The 20232-nt window shown below is 41.0% G+C and carries 23 protein-coding genes; 16 read left to right on the forward strand and 7 right to left on the reverse strand.

What is annotated here, in order from left to right; translation table 11 throughout:
- Window positions 1-321: 321 nt before the first annotated feature.
- From AC0VXY_RS08480 to lpdA, 5 genes are all read left to right on the forward strand, one after another.
- Complete coding sequence (locus AC0VXY_RS08480) at window positions 322-981, forward strand: YkyA family protein (RefSeq protein WP_435991601.1); 660 nt, start codon at window positions 322-324, stop codon at window positions 979-981.
- 465 nt (window positions 982-1446) lie between these two features.
- Window positions 1447-2562 carry a pyruvate dehydrogenase (acetyl-transferring) E1 component subunit alpha gene (gene pdhA / locus AC0VXY_RS08485; RefSeq protein ID WP_060670003.1) on the forward strand — a complete coding sequence of 372 codons (1116 nt, stop codon included), beginning with the start codon at window positions 1447-1449 and terminating at the stop codon, window positions 2560-2562.
- A 3-nt stretch (window positions 2563-2565) separates the two neighbouring features.
- Window positions 2566-3543 carry an alpha-ketoacid dehydrogenase subunit beta gene (locus AC0VXY_RS08490; protein WP_435991599.1) on the forward strand — a complete coding sequence of 326 codons (978 nt, stop codon included), beginning with the start codon at window positions 2566-2568 and terminating at the stop codon, window positions 3541-3543.
- Between the two features lie 151 nt (window positions 3544-3694).
- Window positions 3695-5029, forward strand: coding sequence for a dihydrolipoamide acetyltransferase family protein (locus AC0VXY_RS08495; RefSeq protein ID WP_435991597.1), 1335 nt, complete (start codon window positions 3695-3697; stop codon window positions 5027-5029).
- Between the two features lie 4 nt (window positions 5030-5033).
- Window positions 5034-6443, forward strand: coding sequence for a dihydrolipoyl dehydrogenase (gene lpdA, locus AC0VXY_RS08500; RefSeq protein WP_435991595.1), 1410 nt, complete (start codon window positions 5034-5036; stop codon window positions 6441-6443).
- Between the two features lie 106 nt (window positions 6444-6549).
- On the opposite strand, the gene AC0VXY_RS08505 is transcribed toward lpdA, so the two are convergent.
- Window positions 6550-6942, reverse strand: a complete 393-nt coding sequence (locus AC0VXY_RS08505) for a small peptidoglycan-associated lipoprotein (RefSeq protein ID WP_435991593.1) — start codon at window positions 6940-6942, stop codon at window positions 6550-6552.
- Between the two features lie 291 nt (window positions 6943-7233).
- Here AC0VXY_RS08505 and AC0VXY_RS08510 point away from each other — a divergent pair, with 291 nt between their 5' ends.
- From AC0VXY_RS08510 to AC0VXY_RS08520, 3 genes are all read left to right on the forward strand, one after another.
- On the forward strand, window positions 7234-7482 hold the full coding sequence (locus AC0VXY_RS08510) for a hypothetical protein (RefSeq protein ID WP_475527533.1): 249 nt from the start codon (window positions 7234-7236) through the stop codon (window positions 7480-7482).
- Window positions 7483-7547: 65 nt separating this feature from the next.
- Window positions 7548-8387, forward strand: coding sequence for a polysaccharide deacetylase family protein (locus AC0VXY_RS08515; protein ID WP_475527534.1), 840 nt, complete (start codon window positions 7548-7550; stop codon window positions 8385-8387).
- 229 nt (window positions 8388-8616) lie between these two features.
- A complete protein-coding gene (locus AC0VXY_RS08520) occupies window positions 8617-8736 on the forward strand; it encodes a GapA-binding peptide SR1P (protein WP_435991587.1) in 120 nt (39 codons plus the stop codon).
- Window positions 8737-8831: 95 nt separating this feature from the next.
- Here the strand turns inward: AC0VXY_RS08520 and AC0VXY_RS08525 are convergent, their stop codons facing one another.
- Window positions 8832-10301, reverse strand: a complete 1470-nt coding sequence (locus AC0VXY_RS08525; protein WP_435991585.1) for an aminotransferase class I/II-fold pyridoxal phosphate-dependent enzyme — start codon at window positions 10299-10301, stop codon at window positions 8832-8834.
- A 428-nt stretch (window positions 10302-10729) separates the two neighbouring features.
- Here AC0VXY_RS08525 and AC0VXY_RS08530 point away from each other — a divergent pair, with 428 nt between their 5' ends.
- Window positions 10730-11686: an NAD(P)H-dependent flavin oxidoreductase gene (locus tag AC0VXY_RS08530; protein ID WP_475527535.1), complete on the forward strand. Its 957-nt coding sequence runs from the start codon at window positions 10730-10732 to the stop codon at window positions 11684-11686.
- A gap of 28 nt (window positions 11687-11714) precedes the next feature.
- Complete coding sequence (locus AC0VXY_RS08535; protein ID WP_435991581.1) at window positions 11715-11987, forward strand: UPF0223 family protein; 273 nt, start codon at window positions 11715-11717, stop codon at window positions 11985-11987.
- Window positions 11988-12047: 60 nt separating this feature from the next.
- On the opposite strand, the gene AC0VXY_RS08540 is transcribed toward AC0VXY_RS08535, so the two are convergent.
- A complete protein-coding gene (locus AC0VXY_RS08540; protein WP_475527536.1) occupies window positions 12048-12668 on the reverse strand; it encodes a YktB family protein in 621 nt (206 codons plus the stop codon).
- A gap of 179 nt (window positions 12669-12847) precedes the next feature.
- On the opposite strand from AC0VXY_RS08540, the gene AC0VXY_RS08545 reads away from it, so the two are divergent.
- Together AC0VXY_RS08545 and AC0VXY_RS08550 are read left to right on the forward strand one after the other, a co-directional pair.
- Window positions 12848-13042, forward strand: a complete 195-nt coding sequence (locus AC0VXY_RS08545) for a hypothetical protein (RefSeq protein WP_034756016.1) — start codon at window positions 12848-12850, stop codon at window positions 13040-13042.
- A gap of 222 nt (window positions 13043-13264) precedes the next feature.
- On the forward strand, window positions 13265-14062 hold the full coding sequence (locus AC0VXY_RS08550; RefSeq protein ID WP_475527537.1) for an inositol monophosphatase family protein: 798 nt from the start codon (window positions 13265-13267) through the stop codon (window positions 14060-14062).
- Window positions 14063-14112: 50 nt separating this feature from the next.
- On the opposite strand, the gene AC0VXY_RS08555 is transcribed toward AC0VXY_RS08550, so the two are convergent.
- Window positions 14113-14298 (reverse strand): YlaF family protein, encoded by a 186-nt coding sequence (locus AC0VXY_RS08555; RefSeq protein WP_435991575.1) that lies wholly within the window; start codon window positions 14296-14298, stop codon window positions 14113-14115.
- A gap of 288 nt (window positions 14299-14586) precedes the next feature.
- On the opposite strand from AC0VXY_RS08555, the gene typA reads away from it, so the two are divergent.
- Window positions 14587-16425 carry a translational GTPase TypA gene (gene typA / locus AC0VXY_RS08560; RefSeq protein ID WP_435991573.1) on the forward strand — a complete coding sequence of 613 codons (1839 nt, stop codon included), beginning with the start codon at window positions 14587-14589 and terminating at the stop codon, window positions 16423-16425.
- 23 nt (window positions 16426-16448) lie between these two features.
- Window positions 16449-16757 (forward strand): YlaH-like family protein, encoded by a 309-nt coding sequence (locus tag AC0VXY_RS08565; protein ID WP_034755992.1) that lies wholly within the window; start codon window positions 16449-16451, stop codon window positions 16755-16757.
- Window positions 16758-16801: 44 nt separating this feature from the next.
- Here the strand turns inward: AC0VXY_RS08565 and AC0VXY_RS08570 are convergent, their stop codons facing one another.
- Window positions 16802-17242, reverse strand: a complete 441-nt coding sequence (locus AC0VXY_RS08570; RefSeq protein ID WP_475527538.1) for a hypothetical protein — start codon at window positions 17240-17242, stop codon at window positions 16802-16804.
- A complete protein-coding gene (locus AC0VXY_RS08575; RefSeq protein WP_435991569.1) occupies window positions 17232-17432 on the reverse strand; it encodes a YlaI family protein in 201 nt (66 codons plus the stop codon). Before AC0VXY_RS08575 ends, AC0VXY_RS08570 begins: the two co-directional genes overlap by 11 nt.
- Window positions 17433-17606: 174 nt before the next feature.
- Between AC0VXY_RS08575 and AC0VXY_RS08580 the strand changes: the two genes are divergently transcribed.
- Window positions 17607-18062 carry a pyridoxamine 5'-phosphate oxidase family protein gene (locus tag AC0VXY_RS08580; RefSeq protein ID WP_435991567.1) on the forward strand — a complete coding sequence of 152 codons (456 nt, stop codon included), beginning with the start codon at window positions 17607-17609 and terminating at the stop codon, window positions 18060-18062.
- A gap of 50 nt (window positions 18063-18112) precedes the next feature.
- On the opposite strand, the gene AC0VXY_RS08585 is transcribed toward AC0VXY_RS08580, so the two are convergent.
- A complete protein-coding gene (locus AC0VXY_RS08585; protein WP_435991565.1) occupies window positions 18113-18715 on the reverse strand; it encodes a YhcN/YlaJ family sporulation lipoprotein in 603 nt (200 codons plus the stop codon).
- A 178-nt stretch (window positions 18716-18893) separates the two neighbouring features.
- Here AC0VXY_RS08585 and AC0VXY_RS08590 point away from each other — a divergent pair, with 178 nt between their 5' ends.
- A complete protein-coding gene (locus AC0VXY_RS08590; protein WP_475527539.1) occupies window positions 18894-20222 on the forward strand; it encodes a PhoH family protein in 1329 nt (442 codons plus the stop codon).
- Window positions 20223-20232 lie beyond the last annotated feature (10 nt).

Raw genomic sequence — 20232 nt, forward strand, 5'->3', positions numbered from 1 at the left:
CCTAGGATACATAGAGATAGAAACAGCTGGCCCCGTCCAATTTAGAACACAAAAAAGACAGGGCCATCCAAATTGATCCCTTCTCTACTTTACGTATTAAGATAATCCATTATGTATGGTAATAGTTTATCATTTTCCTTAGGAAAAGTTAATGAATGAGATTCAGTATTAACAGGAATAACCGTCGGCAAGTACTCATAATGATTTTAATAGGGAGAATAGTCCAATCGACATTTTTTTCCACAGTTGTAAATCCCTATTGTCAAAAGATGTAGACATAGATATAGTAGAAGGTGGTAAATAGTTAAGGGGGATCAAGTTGTGTCGAAATTTCATTTTGCTTTCATTTTGGGAGCCGCTATTTTTGTATTAATGGGTTGTGTCGGTGGTTCTTCACCTGAGGAAAATGTGTATAAGGTTCTTGAAGAAACGGTTGCCAAAGAAAGTCAATATGTTAAAGTTCAGAAGCCTCTTCAAGAGTTGGAAGAAAAGGAACAAGAAATCTATACGAAAATCATGGATCTTGGAATGAAAGAGTTTGAGCAGATTGTAAAGCTTTCCGATGAAGCTCTGGACAACATCGATAAGAGAAAAGAGAAAATCGAAAAAGAACGTGAGTCCATGAGTGAAGCAAAGAAGGAGTTTGCTAAAGCGGACGACTATATTGATGAGATAGAAAGTGATGACCTTAAAAAAGAAGCGAAAAAGCTGGAAGATACGATGGAAGAACGGTATCAGCTCCATGAAAAGCTCACTGCTTCTTACTTAAAGGCGCTTTCTCTTGATAAAGAACTTTATAATATGTTCAAAAAGAAAGATCTCACGATGGAAGAGCTTGAAAAGCAAATTTCCTCCATTAATGAACAATACGAAAAAATAGTAAAGTTCAATGGGGACTATAATACAAAAACAGAAGAATTCAACAAACTTAAACAAGAGTTTTACTCAAAGGCAGAACTTGATGTCAAAGAGTCGGAATAATCGGGTACATACAAGATGAAAAAGGGCGTTAAGCCCTTCTTCATCTTTTTTACGTTCGAGAGATTTCCATTGGTTTCTTACTCTATAACAGATGAGTCACACTTGGGTGTTTATATATAACAGGGTGTGTTCAGACATTAATACAGTTTTGAAAATTTATGGTAGTTCGTTTCAAGAAGATTGAGAGGTAACATGAATTTATAATACTTTGTCGTTGACTAACTGATTTTTAATATTGTAAACTAGGATAGGTATTCATGAATTGTATTAGTCGATTATGATTTCTGACTGATACAGATAAACTCGAATGTAATTTCGGGTTTTCTTTCTAGATATTTGTGGAAAACTACTTATAGTGTGTGTTTTTTCGCAGGTATTGGGGTAGGTCATACTGAATTTGGGTAATCTAAACAATGTATGTAAAAAAACCAAAATAAATGTATAAAGAAAGGATAGGTGACTTCGATGGCTTCTAAATCAAAGAAGGCACAATTCGATGCAGTTAAGACGCTCGAGCAAATTGAAGACAAGTTTGAAATGTTCCAAATTTTGAACGAAGAAGGCGAAGTAGTGAACGAAGATGCTATGCCGGAGATCTCTGATGAGGATCTACAGGAATTAATGCGTCGTATGGTTTACACTCGTATTCTAGATCAAAGATCAATCTCACTTAACCGTCAGGGACGATTAGGTTTCTATGCACCAACAGCTGGACAGGAGGCATCTCAGATTGCTTCTCACTTCGCACTTGAGAAGGAAGACTGGATCCTTCCTGGATACCGTGATGTTCCACAAATCATCTGGCACGGTCTTCCACTGGCCAAAGCATTCTTATTCTCACGCGGACATTTCCAAGGTAATCAGGCTCCAGAAGGTGTAAATGTATTATCACCACAAATCATCATCGGTGCTCAATACATTCAGACTGCCGGAGTGGCACTTGGTCTTAAGAAACGTGGGAAGAAAGCTGTTGCCATTACGTATACAGGAGACGGTGGATCTTCACAAGGTGATTTCTATGAAGGAATCAACTTTGCAGGTTCTTATGCAGCTCCTGCGATTTTCGTTGTGCAAAACAACCAATTCGCAATCTCCACTCCTCGCGATAAGCAAACGGCAGGACGCACGATTGCTCAAAAAGCGGTTGCTGCTGGTATCCCTGGTATCTTAGTGGACGGTATGGATCCATTGGCCGTTTACTCTGCTACATTAGAAGCGCGTAACCGTGCCGTGAATGGGGAAGGTCCTTCATTGATCGAAACCCTTTGCTATCGTTATGGGCCACATACAATGGCTGGTGATGATCCAACTCGTTACCGTACATCAGAAATGGATACAGGTTGGGAAAAGAAAGATCCATTAGTACGTTTCCGTAAATTCCTTGAAGGTAAAGGACTATGGAGTGAAGAGAAAGAAAACGAAGTGATCGAAGAAGCGAAAGAAGATATCAAAAAAGCGATCAAGGAAGCAGACTCAGCTCCAAAACAAAAGGTCACTGACTTCATCAACAACATGTATGAAGAACTTCCTTATAACTTAAAAGAACAATTAGAAATCTACAAAGAAAAGGAGTCGAAATAAGCCATGGCGCAAATGACAATGATTCAAGCGATCACTGATGCACTGCGCACAGAACTACGCAATAACGAAGACGTTTTAGTTTTTGGGGAAGACGTAGGTCTAAACGGTGGTGTATTCCGTGCAACGGAAGGGCTTCAGAAAGAATTCGGTGAAGACCGTGTATTCGATACTCCACTAGCAGAATCAGGAATCGGTGGTTTAGCAATCGGTTTAGCATTAGAAGGGTACCGTCCAGTACCTGAAATCCAGTTCTTCGGTTTCGTATACGAAGTAATGGATTCAGTAAGTGGACAAATGGCGCGTATGCGTTACCGTTCAGGTGGGACGTATACATCACCAGTCACAATCCGTTCCCCATTTGGTGGTGGAGTACATACTCCAGAACTTCATGCGGACAGCTTAGAAGGTTTGATGGCTCAACAGCCTGGTCTTAAAGTGGTTATTCCATCAACTCCTTACGACGCAAAAGGACTTTTAATTTCATCCATCCGTGATAATGACCCTGTCATTTTCTTAGAGCATATGAAATTATACCGTTCATTCCGTCAAGAGGTTCCTGAAGAGGAATACACAATTGAGATTGGTAAAGCAGATGTAAAACGTGAAGGTACAGACCTTACGATCATCTCTTACGGAGCTATGGTACACGAATCATTGAAAGCTGCAGATGAGCTTGAAAAAGAAGGTCATTCAGTTGAAGTAATCGATCTACGTACTGTAAGTCCACTAGACATTGACACGATCATGGCATCTGTTGAGAAAACAAATCGTGCCATCGTAGTTCAAGAAGCTCAAAAGCAAGCGGGTATCGCAGCGAGCGTTGTTGCTGAAATCAATGACCGTGCGATCCTTAGCCTGGAAGCGCCAGTTCTTCGTGTAACGGCACCGGATACAGTATTCTCATTCTCTCAAGCAGAGCCTATCTGGTTACCAAACCACAAAGACGTCATCGAAACGGCGAAAAAAGTACTTAACTTCTAATTGGAAGGAGCCAATAAGCTCCTCCAGAGATACTCAAATGAAATCAGAAGGGCATTCCACCCTTCTCTTTTCCAATTATAGATAGTAAAACAGAGACAGATAAACAAACATTCATCTATATAATCATTATTCAATACAGGAGGTAGAGTCCATGTCATTCGAATTCAAATTACCAGACATTGGTGAAGGTATTCATGAAGGTGAAATCGTCAAGTGGTTTGTAAAGCCAGGCGATAAAGTGGAAGAAGACGATGTACTATGTGAAGTGCAAAACGATAAAGCTGTTGTTGAGATTCCTTCTCCGGTAGCAGGAACGGTTGAAGAACTTCTTGTTGACGAAGGAACTGTAGCTGTTGTAGGCGATACTCTTATCAAGTTCGATGCACCTGGTTATGAGGACCTGCAATTCAAAGGTGGAGAAGAAGAAAAGAAAGAAGAAAAAGCTGAAGAGAAGACGGAAGGTCAAGTTCAAGCAACTGCAGAACAAGGCCAGGATGTAAAGAAAGAAGCTTCTCCAGAAGCTGCTGAAGAGAAATCCGATGCAGAAGTTGACCCTAATAAGCGCGTGATCGCTATGCCTTCAGTACGCAAATACGCAAGAGAAAACGGTGTTGAAATCCGCCAAGTTTCCGGTTCTGGTAAGAACGGACGTGTAGTAAAAGAAGACATCGATGCTTTCTTAAGTGGAGATTCTAAACCTGCTGAAACGAACGAAGAAGCAAAAACAGAAGAAAACGCGCCTGCAGAATCTAAAGCGTCTGCACCTAAAGCTCCAGAAGGCGAGTATCCTGAAACACGTGAGAAAATGAGTGGAATGCGTAAAGCGATTGCGAAAGCAATGGTGAACTCAAAACATACAGCTCCTCACGTTACGTTGATGGACGAAATCGATGTAACGAAACTTTGGGCCCATCGCAAGAAATTCAAAGAAGTTGCAGCTGAAAAAGGAGTGAAATTGACTTTCCTACCTTACATCGTCAAAGCATTAACTAGTGCATTACGCGAATATCCAGCTCTGAACACATCCATTGATGATGCAACAAGCGAAATCGTACAAAAACATTATTACAACATCGGTATTGCTGCTGACACGGACAAAGGTCTATTAGTGCCGGTTGTGAAGAATGCTGACCGTAAGTCCATGTTCTCGATTTCAAATGAAATCAATGAACTGGCTGGAAAAGCAAGAGATGGTAAACTTTCAGGCGACGAAATGAAAGGTGCATCTTGCACAATCACGAATATTGGTTCTGCCGGTGGACAATGGTTCACTCCGGTCATCAACCATCCAGAGGTTGCCATCCTTGGTGTTGGGCGCATTGCAGAAAAACCTGTGGTTAAAAATGGTGAAATTGTAGCGGCACCTGTGTTAGCATTATCATTGAGCTTCGATCACCGCATGATTGACGGAGCTACTGCTCAACATGCACTTAACCATATCAAGCGTTTGTTGAACGATCCAGAATTATTATTAATGGAGGCGTAATACAATGGTAGTAGGAGATTTCCCAATTGAAACAGATACAATCGTAGTCGGTTCAGGTCCCGGAGGATATGTAGCTGCAATCCGTGCAGCACAACTGGGTCAAAAAGTGACAATCATCGAAAAAGAAAACATGGGTGGAGTATGCTTGAATGTTGGCTGTATCCCATCTAAAGCTCTTATCACGGCAGGTCACCGTTTCCATCAGGCACAGCACTCTGATGATATGGGGATCGTTGCTGAAAACGTAAAAGTGAATTTTGATAAAGTTCAAGAATGGAAAGCTGGAGTAGTTAAGAAATTAACCGGCGGTGTTGAAGGACTTCTTAAAGGGAATAAAGCTGAAATCGTTCGCGGTGAAGCTTACCTGGTAGATGCCAATACTCTTCGTGTTATGGATGATAACTCAGCTCAAACATACAAGTTCAAAAACTTGATCCTTGCAACGGGTTCACGTCCGATTGAAATCCCAAGCTTCAAATTCTCTAAGCGCGTACTTGATTCTACAGGCGCACTTGCTTTAGAAGAAATTCCAAGCAAGCTTGTTGTAATCGGTGGAGGTTATATCGGTACCGAGCTTGGTACTGCTTATGCCAATCTTGGATCAGAAGTAACGATTTTGGAAGGTGCTGACGATATCCTTAGCGGATTCGAAAAGCAAATGACATCTGTCGTGAAAAAAGAACTTAAGAAAAAAGGCGTTGAAGTCGTAACGAAAGCTATGGCAAAAGGCGTTGAAGAAAGTGACAGCGGAGTCGTTGTTAAATATGAAGTGAAGGGCGAAGAGAAATCAGTTGAAGCTGATTACGTCCTAGTAACGGTTGGCCGTCGTCCAAACACTGACGAAATCGGTCTTGAAGAAGTTGGAATCGAGATGACAGACCGCGGAGTTATCAAAATTGATAAACAATGCCGCACGAACATCCCGAACATCTTCGCGATTGGTGATATCGTTGATGGACCGCCACTTGCTCACAAAGCTTCTTACGAAGGTAAAATTGCTGCCGAGGTTATCTCAGGTGAACCGGCAGAAATTGACTACCTTGGAATCCCAGCTGTGTGCTTCACAGACCCTGAATTAGCAACAGTGGGTTATTCCGAAGCGGAAGCAAAAGAAGAAGGCATTGAAGTAACTGCAGCTAAATTCCCGTTTGCAGCAAATGGACGTGCTTTAGCTCTTAATGCAAGTGATGGCTTTATGAAGCTTGTCACTCGTAAAGAAGACGGTTTAATTATCGGTGCTCAAATTGTTGGTTCTGGTGCATCTGACATGATCGCTGAATTGGGACTTGCAATTGAATCCGGAATGACAGCTGAAGATGTTGCCATGACGATTCACGCTCACCCAACTTTAGGTGAGATTTCCATGGAAGCAGCAGAAGTTGCAATGGGAAGCCCGATTCACATTATTAAATAATAATCATTGAAAAAGGATGATCCCTGTGAGGGGATCATCCTTTTTTTAAGGATAAAAAAAGGAGGTCGAAGCGTAGGCTTCGACCTCAAATATCGTTATTAATGCATTAATGTTCCCAGGTTTGAATGGCTTTGGAAACAGGCTTTATAATATTTTCTTTAGAATTATGACCTTCCACCTTACATATGATCTGATTGTCCTCTACCACGACGATGGCTGGAGAAGTGGGTGGAGTATCAGCGAAATCATTTGTTGTCTTCGTGTTTAAACTGACAACTTTTAGCTGTTTAAAGTGATCCGGGTACTGTTTTTTAAGTTCAATGATGGCATCGTAGTATGGTATTTCCCTCGAAACATTTCTTTCATCCGTAAAAAAAATCACCTGTTTTTCTATAAATTGATCCTGTGCTAAAACCACTTTATTAGATGAGATGTCATCACATGAAGTCAAAATCAGCATCGTGGAAGTAAGTATTGCAAAAGCTAATATATGTTTCATACATCATCCTCTTTTCTTAAACGATGCTATGAACGTAGAGTCGTGAATATATAAATGAATTACTCATAAACGTATCTTACGTCACATTTTATCATAGGGGAAAATGAAAAAGCGCCAAGTCATAAAAATGTTACAAAATTGAAAAGTCCTACATAATGAAAGTCACTTTAAAAGAATATACTATGTTAATACGATGATTTTTGATTTGAAAAAACATATAAGGGCCATCCGGGTGTTTTTATTATATTGGGACGGGAAAATGTAAATAAATCTATTAAAGGATGTTTTATCATGAAATCGTACATTGCTTTTTTGGTCCAAATGATTTTATGGAGCGTGTTTTCAATAGCTGAATGGATTTCTGAAAAAGATCATGTAGAATATAAGTGGATTATGTTTGTCCTGTTTTTTTACCTTGCCTTTATGGTTGCAAGGAAGATCGTCCAATCAAGAAAGCATACGTTATTTATCACTTCATTCAGTCTGACATGCTTTTTTGTTTTTAAGATGGCGTTTGAAAATATATTGGAAATATTTTAATTCTTTCCCAGATTCTCTTTAGAATATGTTAAAATATTCAAAGTGAATACGGAAAGGTGAGAAACATGAAAAAGATTTTAGCATCCGGCTTAACCATCCTACTCCTTACTGCTTGCGGAAGTGAACAAACGGGGACCGGCCATGAAGCGGAAAAATCCGACCAGACTGAAGTGAAAGAAGTGGATCAGAAGCAGAGTGAAGGCCCTGAAACGGAAGTGTCAGAGAGTGAAGCAAATGAGAAAGAAGAACCTTCAAAAGAAGTGGTGCAAACTAAGGATTATAAGATAAATGAGGCTAATTGGAGCATTGAACCAATCGGTGAAGCCAACCCTAAAGTGGTACTCCTGACGATCGATGATGCACCCGATCAACATGCACTGCAAATGGCTAAAGGCCTAAAAGAGTTGAATGCACCAGCCATTTTCTTTGTGAACGGTCATTTTCTTGATACGCCTGAGGAAAAAGAAACGTTAAAAAAGATTCATGATCTTGGATTTATGATTGGGAATCATACATATAGTCACAGCAGTTTAAGAGATCTTTCTCCGGAAGAACAAAAAGAGGAAATCCTCTCTGTCAGCGATCTTGTCGAATCCATCACGGGAGAGAGGCCGCAATTTTTCAGGGCCCCTTTCGGCCAAAATACAGATTACAGCCGTGAGCTTGCAGCTGAAGAAAAGATGTCCTTGATGAATTGGACTTACGGATATGATTGGGAAAAGCAATATCAAAATAAAGCAGCGATTACGGATATTATGGTAAACAGCCCATATTTGATTGATGGAGCGAATCTCCTCATGCATGATCGTACATGGACGAGTGAAGCGTTGACGGACATTGTGAAAGGCCTCCGTGCAAAGGGGTATGAAACACTGGACCCCCACCGGATTAAAACAATAGAATAATGATAAAAGATGCATGAATGAGTCACTTCATTCATGCATCTTTTTTTTGAATTCAACATATTCGGGAAGCCCCTTACATACACATTTATGATTAAAAGTATGATTGATTGCGAGGATAAAAAGTTAAATATGTTATACAATTTAGGCTTGATATTTTAAATGTGTTATATTATTATAGAAGCAGATAAGATAAAGCGTTTACAAAACCACTTAAAGGAGAGGAAAAAAGATGGGAACAATTGTATGTCAAACATGCCTAAGCACTATTGAGCATTATGAAGATGAGAAGGTTTCTGTTTTATTCTCTAACTGCTGTAACTGCAACGATGATAAAGAATTGGATGATTAATGCCTGCTAAAGGGGAGCGGGTATGAATAGCGTCTATTAAAGGGGTTCTTATAAATAAAAAGGATGAAGAAGGGGGACCTTCTTCATCCTTTTTTTCATCGAATGGCACGATGCTCTTTGATGACTCTTAAATGTCGTAAATCATAGTCTTCAGGCCCTTGTACAGGTAGACCTGCTTCTATATTGGTCTTGATATAATGGATGTTTTCCTGAGTGATGATTTCCCCTGGTATGAAAATGGGAATTCCGGGAGGGTAGACCATGATGAATTCAGCGATGGTCCTTCCAACGGATTCATCAATTGGAATGACTTCGGTATCAGCATAAAAAGCGTCTCTTGGTGTAATGGAAAGAACAGGAATATCCGGGAGCATCACTTTAACGGGTGCCATCTCTCCCTGGTTCTTCAGGCTGGTAACCAGTCCTTTTAAAGCGTTAACCAATTGAGTTCCTTCATATTCAGTGTCACCAGGTGTGATGATGCAAAGGATATTATAAAGGTCAGACATTTCAACCTCGATATTATGAGCTTCTCTTAACCATTTTTCCGCATCGAAACCGCTGATTCCAAGATCCTTCACGGACACAATCAGCTTAGTCGGATCATATGCATAGGTGGCTTTTGTTCCAAGAATTTCTTCCCCTACACAGTATAAACCGTCAATCTCGTTGATTTGTTTCCGCATATTCTGTGAGAGTTCGATCGTTTTGGTGATGAGCTCCCGTCCTTCAGTAGCAAGTCGTTTTCTTGCAACATCAAGAGATGCAAGTAATAAGTATGACGTGGAAGTCGTCGTCAGCATGCTTAAAATGGTCTGTACACGCTTAGCAGAGACAAGTCCTTCTTTCATATTGAGGACTGAACTTTGAGTCATGGATCCCCCGAGCTTATGGACACTCGTAGCTGCTAAGTCAGCACCTGCCTGCATGGCTGACAGGGGAAGTTCATCATGGAAGTGGATATGAACCCCATGAGCTTCATCGACCAGAACCGGAACATGGTAAGAGTGGGCAATTTCCACGATTTTCTTTAGGTCTGCCGAAATCCCGAAATAGGTTGGATTGATGACCAGTACACCCTTGGCATCAGGGTTTTGTTCCAAAGCCTTTGCAACGGCGTCTGTCGTGATTCCGTGAGAGATTCCAAGATCCTCATCAATATCGGGATGGATAAAGATAGGAGTGGCCCCTGAGAAAACAATCGCAGACATAACGGATTTATGCACGTTTCTTGGAACAATGATCTTGTCTCCAGGTCCGCACACACTCATGACCATCGTCATGATCGCTCCGCTCGTCCCCTGAACAGAGAAGAAAGTATGATCGGCACCGAATGCCTCGGCAGCCAAATCCTGTGCTTCCTTGATCATTCCTTTAGGTTGATGCAAGTCATCTAAAGGACCGATATTAATCAAATCAATGGAAAGCGCATTATCCCCTATGAATTCCTTAAATGCAGGATCCATACCGGCACCTTTCTTATGACCTGGGATATGAAACTGGACGGGATTCTTTTTACTATGTTCAATTAAGCCGGTAAACAACGGCGTTTCATTTTGAGACAATTCATTCAACACCTCTTTATATTCTTCATAGCACAATAAACCAACATACATGCTAAAGATATCATTATATAAGATTCAAACTATAATTTCATGCATTCTTACGATATTTTCAACAAACAAAAGAATTATAGCACTTAAGAAAATCTTTGCATAGTGACATACGCCCATGAAGGTGTATTTTTTTTATAGCACAAAAGAAAGAAGTCCTACTCCTGATTTTTGGCTCATTTCGCACCTTTCAGCAAAGCTGAAAGGCGTGTGAAACATCCGTTTCACCCGAATGAGGCAAAAATCTACACAACCAATCTATAAAATACCTGCAGCCCTCTCATCCAAGGCTGACCTTATTTCTTATTAATATACAATACACTAAAGAAAAGGATTTCCCCACCTCCATCGAGAATAAATCAATAAATGGAGGGATTTAAATGAACTGGAAAACGCGCGTAACAGAATTATTGAACATTCGATATCCAATCATACAAGGGGGGCTTGCCCACCTGGCATATGCAGAACTGGCTGCGGCGGTGTCGAATGCAGGAGGCCTTGGTCAAATAACTGCCATGTCACTAGACAACCCTGAACAGCTTCGTCAAGAAATCAAAAAGGTAAGGTCATTAACAGATCAACCGTTTGGAGTGAACTTTGCCATCGGTCAACATGGACGCCCATTCAGCGAGTTTGTTGACATTGCCATTGAAGAGAAAGTGCCGGTCATCTCCGTTACAGGCGGTAACCCAACTCCCCTGTTCCGACAAATTGAAGGGGAGAATATGGTGAAGCTTGTATTGGTCGCATCAAAGAGACAGGCTCTGAAGGCTGAAGAGCTCGGTGCGGAGGCCGTCATGGTCGTTGGACAAGAAGGGGGAGGACATTTGGGCAAGGATGACATCGGGACATTCGTCTTGATTCCACAAGTTGTGGACGCTATATCCATCCCTGTCATCGCTTCAGGAGGCATTGGGGACGGACGAGGCTTAATGGCAGCCCTTAGCTTCGGAGCAGAAGGAGTCGAGATGGGGACAAGATTCATAGCAACAAAAGAGTGCGTACACGCCTCAGACGTGTATAAACGTGCCTTGATTGAGGGGGAAGAGAGTGGTACAGTAGTCATTAAACGATCTTTAGGAGCCCCGGCCAGAGCGATTTCAAATTCTTGGACAGATCAAATTCTGGCTGCCGAAACATTGAATCTGGGATATGATGGGTTAAAGTCATACATAAGCGGCGAGGCGAATAAACGATATATCTACGATGGTGAAGTAGACAGAGGCTTTGCATGGGCAGGACAGGTGATGGGGTTGATTCAGGACATCCCTTCGGTTAAAGAACTCATCGAGCGGATGATTTTACAAGGTGAAAACATTCGTAGAAAATGGAATTAATACATCATCAAAGGAGTTGTGGTGCAAAATGGAATATCAATACCCTTTCGATATAGACTGGTCCACAGAGGAAGTCATCGAGGTCATAGCCTTTTTTGAAGCAATTGAAAAGGCATATGAAAAAGGTGTTTCAAGAGAGGACCTGATGAATCGGTATAAGCGATTTAAAGAAATAGTCCCTGGTATGGCAGAAGAGAAAAGGATCTGCAAAGAATTTGAAGAATCCAGCGGTTATTCTTCCTATCATGTAGTGAAAAAAATGAAAGAGCAGCAGGACGCTGCCAAAATATCGATGAATTAATAGAACGACTGCCCTAAACGGCAGTCGTTCTTTCTGCATTATTCCCTACAGTTATATGGTTTAGTTCATTTTATAAAGGGGTAAAAGTATTTCAAAGGCACTTTCAACTTCCTGGATCAATTCATCCCCATTCATCTTAATGGCAGAGTCACGATTCAGATGAAGTCCGCATAGAAGTTCTGCTTTCTTTACATTTTGAACTCTTTCAGTTAAAGCAATGAATTCATCTTGTGATAGAGAGGAGAAGGGTGCAGCATCCGGTTTAGTATGATCTCCGGACCAAACAAAGTGACCGGGAATCAATGACCTTATCTTATCTGCATTTTCTTCGACTTTTTTACCGAATTCGACTTTATATGGAGCTTCATAGATCATTGCAAACCAAATAAATACATGGGTTTCCCATAATCCGATCTGGAAATGAGGATGTTTTTTGTAACCGCGTTTATTGTTTGCGAAAGCAACCCAGGTGTCATCTGGAGGATTCACTGAGCGCCTTGCATGTTTCGCCACATGGTAAAACATCTCATCACCGGTCAGGGCACTAAGAGCAGGGGTGAAATGTTCACCCAGGTAGTCCAGTTTTGGCCTGATCCGTTCTGCGATGGCTGTCATCCGGTCATCTAGACCATCAATCTTAAAAACATTGAAATCATCTTTAGTAAAACCGTTAAATGTCATGTAGTAACCTCCTTATTTCCACCAATATCTTACCATAAAGAGGTACAAGCTTGTAGCCAAATGAATTATCTATAGGTGTCTGCACATTTTAGTTACAAGATGAGTTGGTATTTCATAATATGTAGTAAATATTATCAGAACAATCAGATAAATTGAAAACTCGGAAGGGGTGTATGGCCATGAAACAAGTAATGAACACTTCTAAAAAACGTGATGTCCAACAGCAAAGAATGAACGTACTGAGACTTGAAATGGATTATGAATTAGCCGTATTGTTCGAAGCAATTCAAACGAAGAATACAGAAACCCAGACCAAGTCCAAGCAGAAACTTATGAGTATCAGGGAAGAATTAATGAAAATGAAGGCTTTATAAAGCAATAAACATCCAATGGTTTAAAGTATGCTGATAACAAAATCTACTTTTGAACGCGAGCTCATAGTGGTTGGGGAGTTCGCTTTTTTATGGGGAAATGACCTTTCTTGGTGAAGCCTATTTTCTTGAATGAAATGGATCTAGGAGTTAAGATTATCTGAAAAGAACATATTAGTAATGACTACACTGATTTTCGCTAAGCACATTGGAGGCTAATAATACATGACAAATTGGACTGAACTAGATCAAAATGTTAGAACATGGATACATGAAGCCGGTGAGAGGATTCGTCAGTCATTTAAAACCGAACTGAACATTAAAACGAAATCGAACCGAAATGACTTGGTCACCGATATGGATGAAGCGACTGAGCGATACTTTACTGAAAACATACGAACCAATTATCCCGACCATCAAATTCTGGGTGAAGAAGGATATGGTGATGATTTTAAAGAGTTATCCGGAATCACATGGATCATCGACCCAATCGATGGCACAATGAATTTTGTCCATCAGCAGAGAAACTTTGCCATTTCCATCGGGATTTACGATGGAGATGAAGGTAAGTTAGGATACATATATGATGTAGTGCATGACGAGCTTTACTTTGCGAGTAAAGGTAAAGGTGTCTATATGAATGATGTGAAGCTTCCGAAGCTTGAGCCCGTTCCTGTGGAAGATGCGATTGTCGCATTGAATGCACTGTGGGTAACAAAGAACAAGCGTATTGATTCCTCCATTCTGGCGCCACTCGTACAAGATGTAAGAGGGACGAGGTCCTATGGTTCAGCTGCGATGGAGCTTGCTTACGTGGCTTCAGGGAGGCTTGACGCATATCTGACAATGCGACTTGCCCCGTGGGATTTTGCAGCCGGAAAGATTATGATCGAAGAGCTTGGTGGAGTGGTGACGGACCTTGATGGAAACCCTTTAAATCCATTAAACAAAAGCTCTGTCTTTGTCGGGAAGCCTGGCCTGCATGGAACCATTTTGACTGACTATCTTCATAGAAATAAGTAAATGAAAAAGGAGTGGTGGCCGTTGAATGGCCACCACTCCTTTTCTTCGTCCTACAATCTTCCTTCTTCTCTGTATTTTTTCTTGGTCTTAAAACCGAATCCCATCACAATAAATAAACAAAGGATACTTACACCTGCAATCCATATATTTTGTAAGCTGATTGAAATCGCTATGCCCATAAGTGATACGGCTGCTAATATCGAAAAAAGTACAAAGATCCATTTTATATTTGCCATTATGTACCCCCCAATATTGATAAACAATGATTCTTTCCCTAACAGATTGTCGCCGCAGCTTCGTATGCTGCCCTTATTAAATTTTACCTATCAATTCAATAAATCGCAATGGGTTTAGGAAACAAAGAAGCAGATTATTCAAGTCGGTAAGGAAACTTTCAGTAAGAATGAATAGTGGATATGAAATATTTATTAGGGCTTTTGTCAATGCTGTGATATAATGGTCTAGTTGAACTGAAAAATACTATCTTTACACTATAAAGAAATCCAATATTCAGGAGTGGAAATATGAAATTAAGAAATGACCTTAGAAATATTGCTATTATTGCTCACGTTGACCACGGGAAAACGACATTAGTTGATGAGCTTTTAAAGCAATCTGGAATCTTCCGCGAAAACGAAACTGTTTCGGAACGTGCAATGGATTCAAATGATTTAGAAAGAGAACGCGGTATTACGATCCTAGCGAAGAATACGGCGATTCAATATAAAGATTCCCGAATCAACATCCTTGATACACCAGGGCATGCTGACTTCGGTGGAGAAGTAGAACGTATCATGAAAATGGTAGATGGTGTTTTACTGGTTGTGGATGCGTATGAAGGTTGTATGCCACAGACCCGTTTCGTTCTTAAGAAAGCACTGGAACAAAATCTTACACCAATCGTGGTTGTAAACAAAATCGACAAACCTTCAGCACGTCCTGAAGAAGTAATCGATGAAGTACTTGAGTTATTCATTGAGTTGGATGCAAATGATGAGCAGCTTGAATTTCCGGTTGTTTATGCATCTGCAATTAACGGTACGGCAAGTATAGATCCGGATCCGGAAAAACAGGATGAAACCATGCAGTGTTTATATGAGTCCATCATTGAGAACATTCCTGCACCGGTCGACAACTCTGAAGATCCCCTTCAATTCCAGGTTGCACTACTTGATTACAATGATTACGTAGGGCGTATCGGGATCGGTCGTGTGTTCAGAGGGACTATGAAAGTTGGCCAGCAGGTAGCGCTGATGAAGCTTGACGGCTCCGTCAAACAATTCCGGGTAACGAAAATCTTTGGTTTCTTCGGATTGAAGCGTGAGGAAATCCAGGAAGCAAAAGCAGGGGATTTAATTGCTGTATCCGGTATGGAAGATATCAACGTAGGTGAAACGGTTTGTCCGGTAGAGCATCAGGATCAACTTCCGGTTCTTCGCATTGACGAGCCTACATTACAAATGACATTCCTAGTAAACAACAGTCCATTTGCCGGTAGAGAAGGTAAATTTGTTACCTCAAGAAAGATTGAAGAGCGTTTAATGGCTCAGCTGCAAACCGATGTAAGTTTGCGTGTTGAACCAACGGATTCACCTGATGCATGGACAGTTTCCGGCCGTGGAGAGCTTCACCTTTCCATCCTGATCGAAAACATGCGTCGTGAAGGATACGAGTTACAAGTATCGAAGCCGCAGGTTATCATCAAAGAAGTCGATGGTGTGAAAAGTGAGCCTGTAGAACGTGTTCAAATTGATATCCCTGAAGAGTATATGGGAGGCGTAATCGAATCACTTGGTCAACGTAAAGGCGAAATGCTTGACATGGTGAATAACGGTAACGGACAGGTCCGTTTAATGTTTATGGTACCGGCGCGTGGACTAATCGGTTATTCTACGGAGTTTATGACTCTTACTCGTGGATATGGTATCATCAACCATACATTCGAAGGCTATCAACCACTGCAGAAAGGCCGCGTAGGCGGACGTCGTCAAGGTGTGCTTGTTTCCATGGAGACTGGTAAAGCGTCCCAATACGGTATCATGCAGGTGGAAGACCGCGGTATCATCTTCGTTGAATCCGGAACAGAAATTTATGGTGGAATGATCGTTGGAGAACATACAAGAGAAAATGATATTACTGTTAATATCACGAAGCTGAAACAGGCGACTAACGTACGTTCTGCCAATAAGGATCAAACTGTTACGATCAAAAAGGCAAGAATCATGACATTGGAAGAGTCATTGGAATATTTAAATGACGATGAATATTGTGAAGTAACACCTGAATCGATCCGTCTTCGTAAAAAAATTCTTGATAAGAATGAACGTGAAAGAGCAGAAAAGAAAAATAAGGTTACTCAATAAGCTAAGTGGAGGGGGAGTAGGAAATGGATGTAACTGAGCGTTTGTCCTTTTTCGCATCCCTTTACCGGGTTGACCAGAACGCGGAAATGGGTATGTGGTTGCTTTATATAACCATAGTTGGGCTCTCAATCTTAGTTTATAAGCTCGGTTTTGCGAAAAAGCTGCCAGTCATGAAATCGATCCTGATTTATACTTTTCTCATACTCGGATGTACGGTACTGACATTTCTCGGGATCTTTCTTCCGGTTGCCGAAGGGTTGGTCGTTGCGGCTTTAATCTTAGTGATTTACAAGATCCGCCTGACGAATGAAAAGAAAAAAGGCACGTTTTAAGCATGAAATAGCTGCAGTCCATATTCAAAGGACTGCAGCTTTTTTTATTTTGGATTCGCCTTCGCAAAGAATTGATAGAGTGGCGGCAGGCTTAGTCCATATAGAAGATGTCCAATTGTCCAAATGGTGAGGGCCGTACCATCGAGGAAGCGGGGTACATCCTGTACGGCCAGATAAGAAAGAGGAAAATATAGAAAGACAGTGGGGAAGGTCAGTAGCAGAGAAAGAAGCCATGCTCCCCTCTCAGATACATTCAGCTTTTCCATTAGATACACAAATACTAAACCGATCCCGCAGGAAATAAGTAAATGGAAAGAGAACTCAAGCCATTCAGGCAATGTAGATGCAAACAACGGGATGAAGTCAACATTCAATAATAATACATAAACTTTAATGCCGGTCAGTCCCTGCATCCACTTAAGGAATAAACCTAATATTGTGCCTGAGATAAGTCCAATGGCCGAACCTATTTGTTTAAAAGTCATCTTCTACTCGAGGAGAACAATAAAAACGGAAATTTCCCGTCGACACACGTTCTTCTGTCTTCTCTTTAATGCGGTCGTGGCAATTCTCACACATATACGTGTGAATGGGTCTGTTACGCAGCTTTTTCGCCTGCAGGGAATAATCATCAATATTTTCAATTACTTCGCATAAAGCACATTTTACTCTCATTTCGTACACCTCTACTTGTATTCTAATCATAACTCTGGTCATATTAGTATATCATGAAGTGAGGTTGATCGCTTTATTTAACATTCTATTATGTCTTTAACAATGGTATTTGGTATAGTAGAATCAAGATAATCACATGTAGACGTAGAGACAAACGTCACCAGGGGGGATTGTATGGCTAATCAAGTAGAACCAAGCTTAATTCCTGCATTGTTTGATGAACTTCAATCAGAGCGATTCGTTACACTTGCTACCGTTGACCATGAAACACATGGTCCCAATGTCAGTGCAATATCCTGGATTTTTGCCAAAGACGAACATACGCTATTGTTTGCCGTGGATCAACGTTCAAGAATCGTCGACAATATTAAGAGGAATCCGCTTGTTGTAGTGAACTTAATTGCAAATGAATCCACGTATTCGATTGGAGGAAAAGCTTCCGTACACCATGAGAAACTATCCGGAGTGCCTTTGAAGCTAACCCTTATTCAACTTGTCATTAATGAAGTGAGAGATGTCATGTTCTATGGATCGAAAATTTCCACAGAGCCCGTTTATGAGAAGACATATGATAAAGCGGCTGCAGAACGTTTGGACCGTCAAGTTATAGAAGCCATGAAAAAAGCTTAGCATCCCAAGCTTTTTCATGGCTTTTCTCAATTACAGATTAGGCTCTACAATCAATCGATTTTATCATATGTTTGATCTTCTTGTTTTTTTCTAAGCTGTTTTTCTTTTGAGTTATTCATTTTTTTCTTAGGTTCGTCCGGGGCATTTTCGGGATCGGTCTGCTTTAGAGACTTAGGGATCTCAGGCATCAATCTACCCGATATATCGGACAATTCATTCATTATGCCCTGAACCGGTTCGCCTCTCTGGATATCTTTACTGATTTCCTTCAATCGGGCATATAGGTCCGGATCAGCGATGACCATGGCCTCTGCACCGAAGGGATCATTTTGAAGTGCTTCTGCAACGGAATATTTTATAGAACCGACCTGGGAACGCTCGACGTCGGAATCGATATCGATCCCTACAAATGCATATTTACCAATGACGACAGCTGTTGCATCTTTCACATCCGGTACACTTGTGGTCAGCTCCACCAGATGCTTTGAAATTTGTTGTCCGGACTTGCGTTGGACATGTTGAATATTGCTATCCTGGACAGTGATTGGTTTATTATTTTTACTGTTTGCATCATTTTTATACCCGACCTCATTTTTGTTGGCGCAAGCTCCAAGGATGATGGTAACCAGTAAGAGAGAGAGTAGCTTAAACATGTGAATACCTCCCGATTTAGAATCAATATCTTTTCTTATTGTGTAATTTTCTTCTATCTTTATACGTTTATTCATATATTTTAAGAAACGGGCCGTCCTATTTGAGTAGCTGGGAATAACCGGAACATCATTGGCTACATACAATAGTAATAAGAAATCAGGAGCAGGAGGCATCGATTTGAATAAAATTTATGTATTAGATACCAATGTCTTATTACAAGATCCACAAGCCATCTTTTCTTTCCAGGATAATGAGGTGGTTATACCTGCAGTCGTCTTAGAAGAAGTGGACTCCAAAAAGCGTTATATGGATGAAATCGGACGAAACGCAAGACATGTATCGAAACTGATAGATAATTTACGGCAAGAAGGAAAGCTCCATGAAAAAATCCCCCTTTATACAGGTGGATCATTACGAATTGAACTAAATCACCGCTCCTTTCAGCAGCTTCAAGATATATTTGTTGAGAAAACAAATGATAATCGGATCATCGCCGTAGCAAAAAACCTTTCACTCGAGGAAGAAGCAAAAAAGGACGGGAAAGCGGTCATCCTTGTCAGTAAAGATACCCTTGTCAGAGTCAAGGCAGATGCTTTGGGTTTACTCGCAGAAGACTTCCTGAGTGACAGGGTCATTGAAGTCAATGATATTTATACCGGATTTATCGAATTATACACCGAGAGAGAATTTCTCAATAAATTTTATGACAAAGGGGAACTGACCCTTACGGATATAACGAAGCAACGATTTTATTCCCATCAATTCCTCATTATGAAAGATGCCCTCGGAAGTTCTGCATCTGCCCTTGGAATGGTTGATACCACCGGCCTCAAGGTGAAGAAACTGGTCTATGACCAAGAACATATGTGGGGAATTAAAGCGAGGAATGTCCAACAAACGATGGCAACGGAGTTATTATTACGGGATGATATTTCGTTAGTGACCATGGTCGGGAAAGCAGGGACAGGTAAAACACTTTTAGCACTTGCTGCAGGTCTTTTACAAACGGAAGACTTTAATAAATTCAATAAATTACTCGTTGCCCGCCCGATCGTTCCGGTGGGCAAAGATATTGGTTATCTTCCAGGTGAAAAGCAAGAGAAGTTGAGGCCATGGATGCAGCCGATTTTTGACAATCTCGAATACCTGTTCAATACAAAAAAACCGGGTGAACTGGATGATATTCTTGCCGGGATGGGATCCATCGAGGTGGAAGCCTTGACGTATATACGGGGAAGGAGCATTCCTGATCAATATATCATCATAGATGAAGCTCAGAACCTGACGAAGCATGAGGTGAAAACGATTCTGACACGTGTTGGGGAGCGGAGCAAAATTGTCTTAATGGGAGATCCGGCTCAAATCGATCATCCATATCTTGATGAATATAATAATGGGCTGACGTATGTAGTGGAGAGATTCAAAGATCAAAACTTAGCCGGACATGTGAAGCTTATGAAAGGTGAAAGATCGGGATTAGCACAGCTTGCAGCGGATATCTTGTAAACGTTAGACC

It is taken from the genome of Rossellomorea sp. QJM3NY_18, assembly GCF_056173145.1.

What these genes read in the sequence shown, in the direction of transcription:
- lpdA (WP_435991595.1), top strand. Translation starts at nt 5,034, where the DNA reads ATGGTAGTAGGAGATTTCCCAATTGAAACAGATACAATCGTAGTCGGT.
- AC0VXY_RS08520 (WP_435991587.1), top strand. Translation starts at nt 8,617, where the DNA reads ATGGGAACAATTGTATGTCAAACATGCCTAAGCACTATTGAGCATTAT.
- AC0VXY_RS08585 (WP_435991565.1), bottom strand. Translation starts at nt 18,715, where the DNA reads ATGTTTAAGCTACTCTCTCTCTTACTGGTTACCATCATCCTTGGAGCT.
- AC0VXY_RS08530 (WP_475527535.1), top strand. Translation starts at nt 10,730, where the DNA reads ATGAACTGGAAAACGCGCGTAACAGAATTATTGAACATTCGATATCCA.
- typA (WP_435991573.1), top strand. Translation starts at nt 14,587, where the DNA reads ATGAAATTAAGAAATGACCTTAGAAATATTGCTATTATTGCTCACGTT.
- AC0VXY_RS08545 (WP_034756016.1), top strand. Translation starts at nt 12,848, where the DNA reads ATGAAACAAGTAATGAACACTTCTAAAAAACGTGATGTCCAACAGCAA.
- AC0VXY_RS08510 (WP_475527533.1), top strand. Translation starts at nt 7,234, where the DNA reads ATGAAATCGTACATTGCTTTTTTGGTCCAAATGATTTTATGGAGCGTG.
- AC0VXY_RS08535 (WP_435991581.1), top strand. Translation starts at nt 11,715, where the DNA reads ATGGAATATCAATACCCTTTCGATATAGACTGGTCCACAGAGGAAGTC.
- AC0VXY_RS08575 (WP_435991569.1), bottom strand. Translation starts at nt 17,432, where the DNA reads ATGAGAGTAAAATGTGCTTTATGCGAAGTAATTGAAAATATTGATGAT.
- AC0VXY_RS08515 (WP_475527534.1), top strand. Translation starts at nt 7,548, where the DNA reads ATGAAAAAGATTTTAGCATCCGGCTTAACCATCCTACTCCTTACTGCT.
- AC0VXY_RS08490 (WP_435991599.1), top strand. Translation starts at nt 2,566, where the DNA reads ATGGCGCAAATGACAATGATTCAAGCGATCACTGATGCACTGCGCACA.
- pdhA (WP_060670003.1), top strand. Translation starts at nt 1,447, where the DNA reads ATGGCTTCTAAATCAAAGAAGGCACAATTCGATGCAGTTAAGACGCTC.
- AC0VXY_RS08550 (WP_475527537.1), top strand. Translation starts at nt 13,265, where the DNA reads ATGACAAATTGGACTGAACTAGATCAAAATGTTAGAACATGGATACAT.
- AC0VXY_RS08570 (WP_475527538.1), bottom strand. Translation starts at nt 17,242, where the DNA reads ATGACTTTTAAACAAATAGGTTCGGCCATTGGACTTATCTCAGGCACA.
- AC0VXY_RS08565 (WP_034755992.1), top strand. Translation starts at nt 16,449, where the DNA reads ATGGATGTAACTGAGCGTTTGTCCTTTTTCGCATCCCTTTACCGGGTT.
- AC0VXY_RS08555 (WP_435991575.1), bottom strand. Translation starts at nt 14,298, where the DNA reads ATGGCAAATATAAAATGGATCTTTGTACTTTTTTCGATATTAGCAGCC.
- AC0VXY_RS08580 (WP_435991567.1), top strand. Translation starts at nt 17,607, where the DNA reads ATGGCTAATCAAGTAGAACCAAGCTTAATTCCTGCATTGTTTGATGAA.
- AC0VXY_RS08540 (WP_475527536.1), bottom strand. Translation starts at nt 12,668, where the DNA reads ATGACATTTAACGGTTTTACTAAAGATGATTTCAATGTTTTTAAGATT.
- AC0VXY_RS08505 (WP_435991593.1), bottom strand. Translation starts at nt 6,942, where the DNA reads ATGAAACATATATTAGCTTTTGCAATACTTACTTCCACGATGCTGATT.
- AC0VXY_RS08495 (WP_435991597.1), top strand. Translation starts at nt 3,695, where the DNA reads ATGTCATTCGAATTCAAATTACCAGACATTGGTGAAGGTATTCATGAA.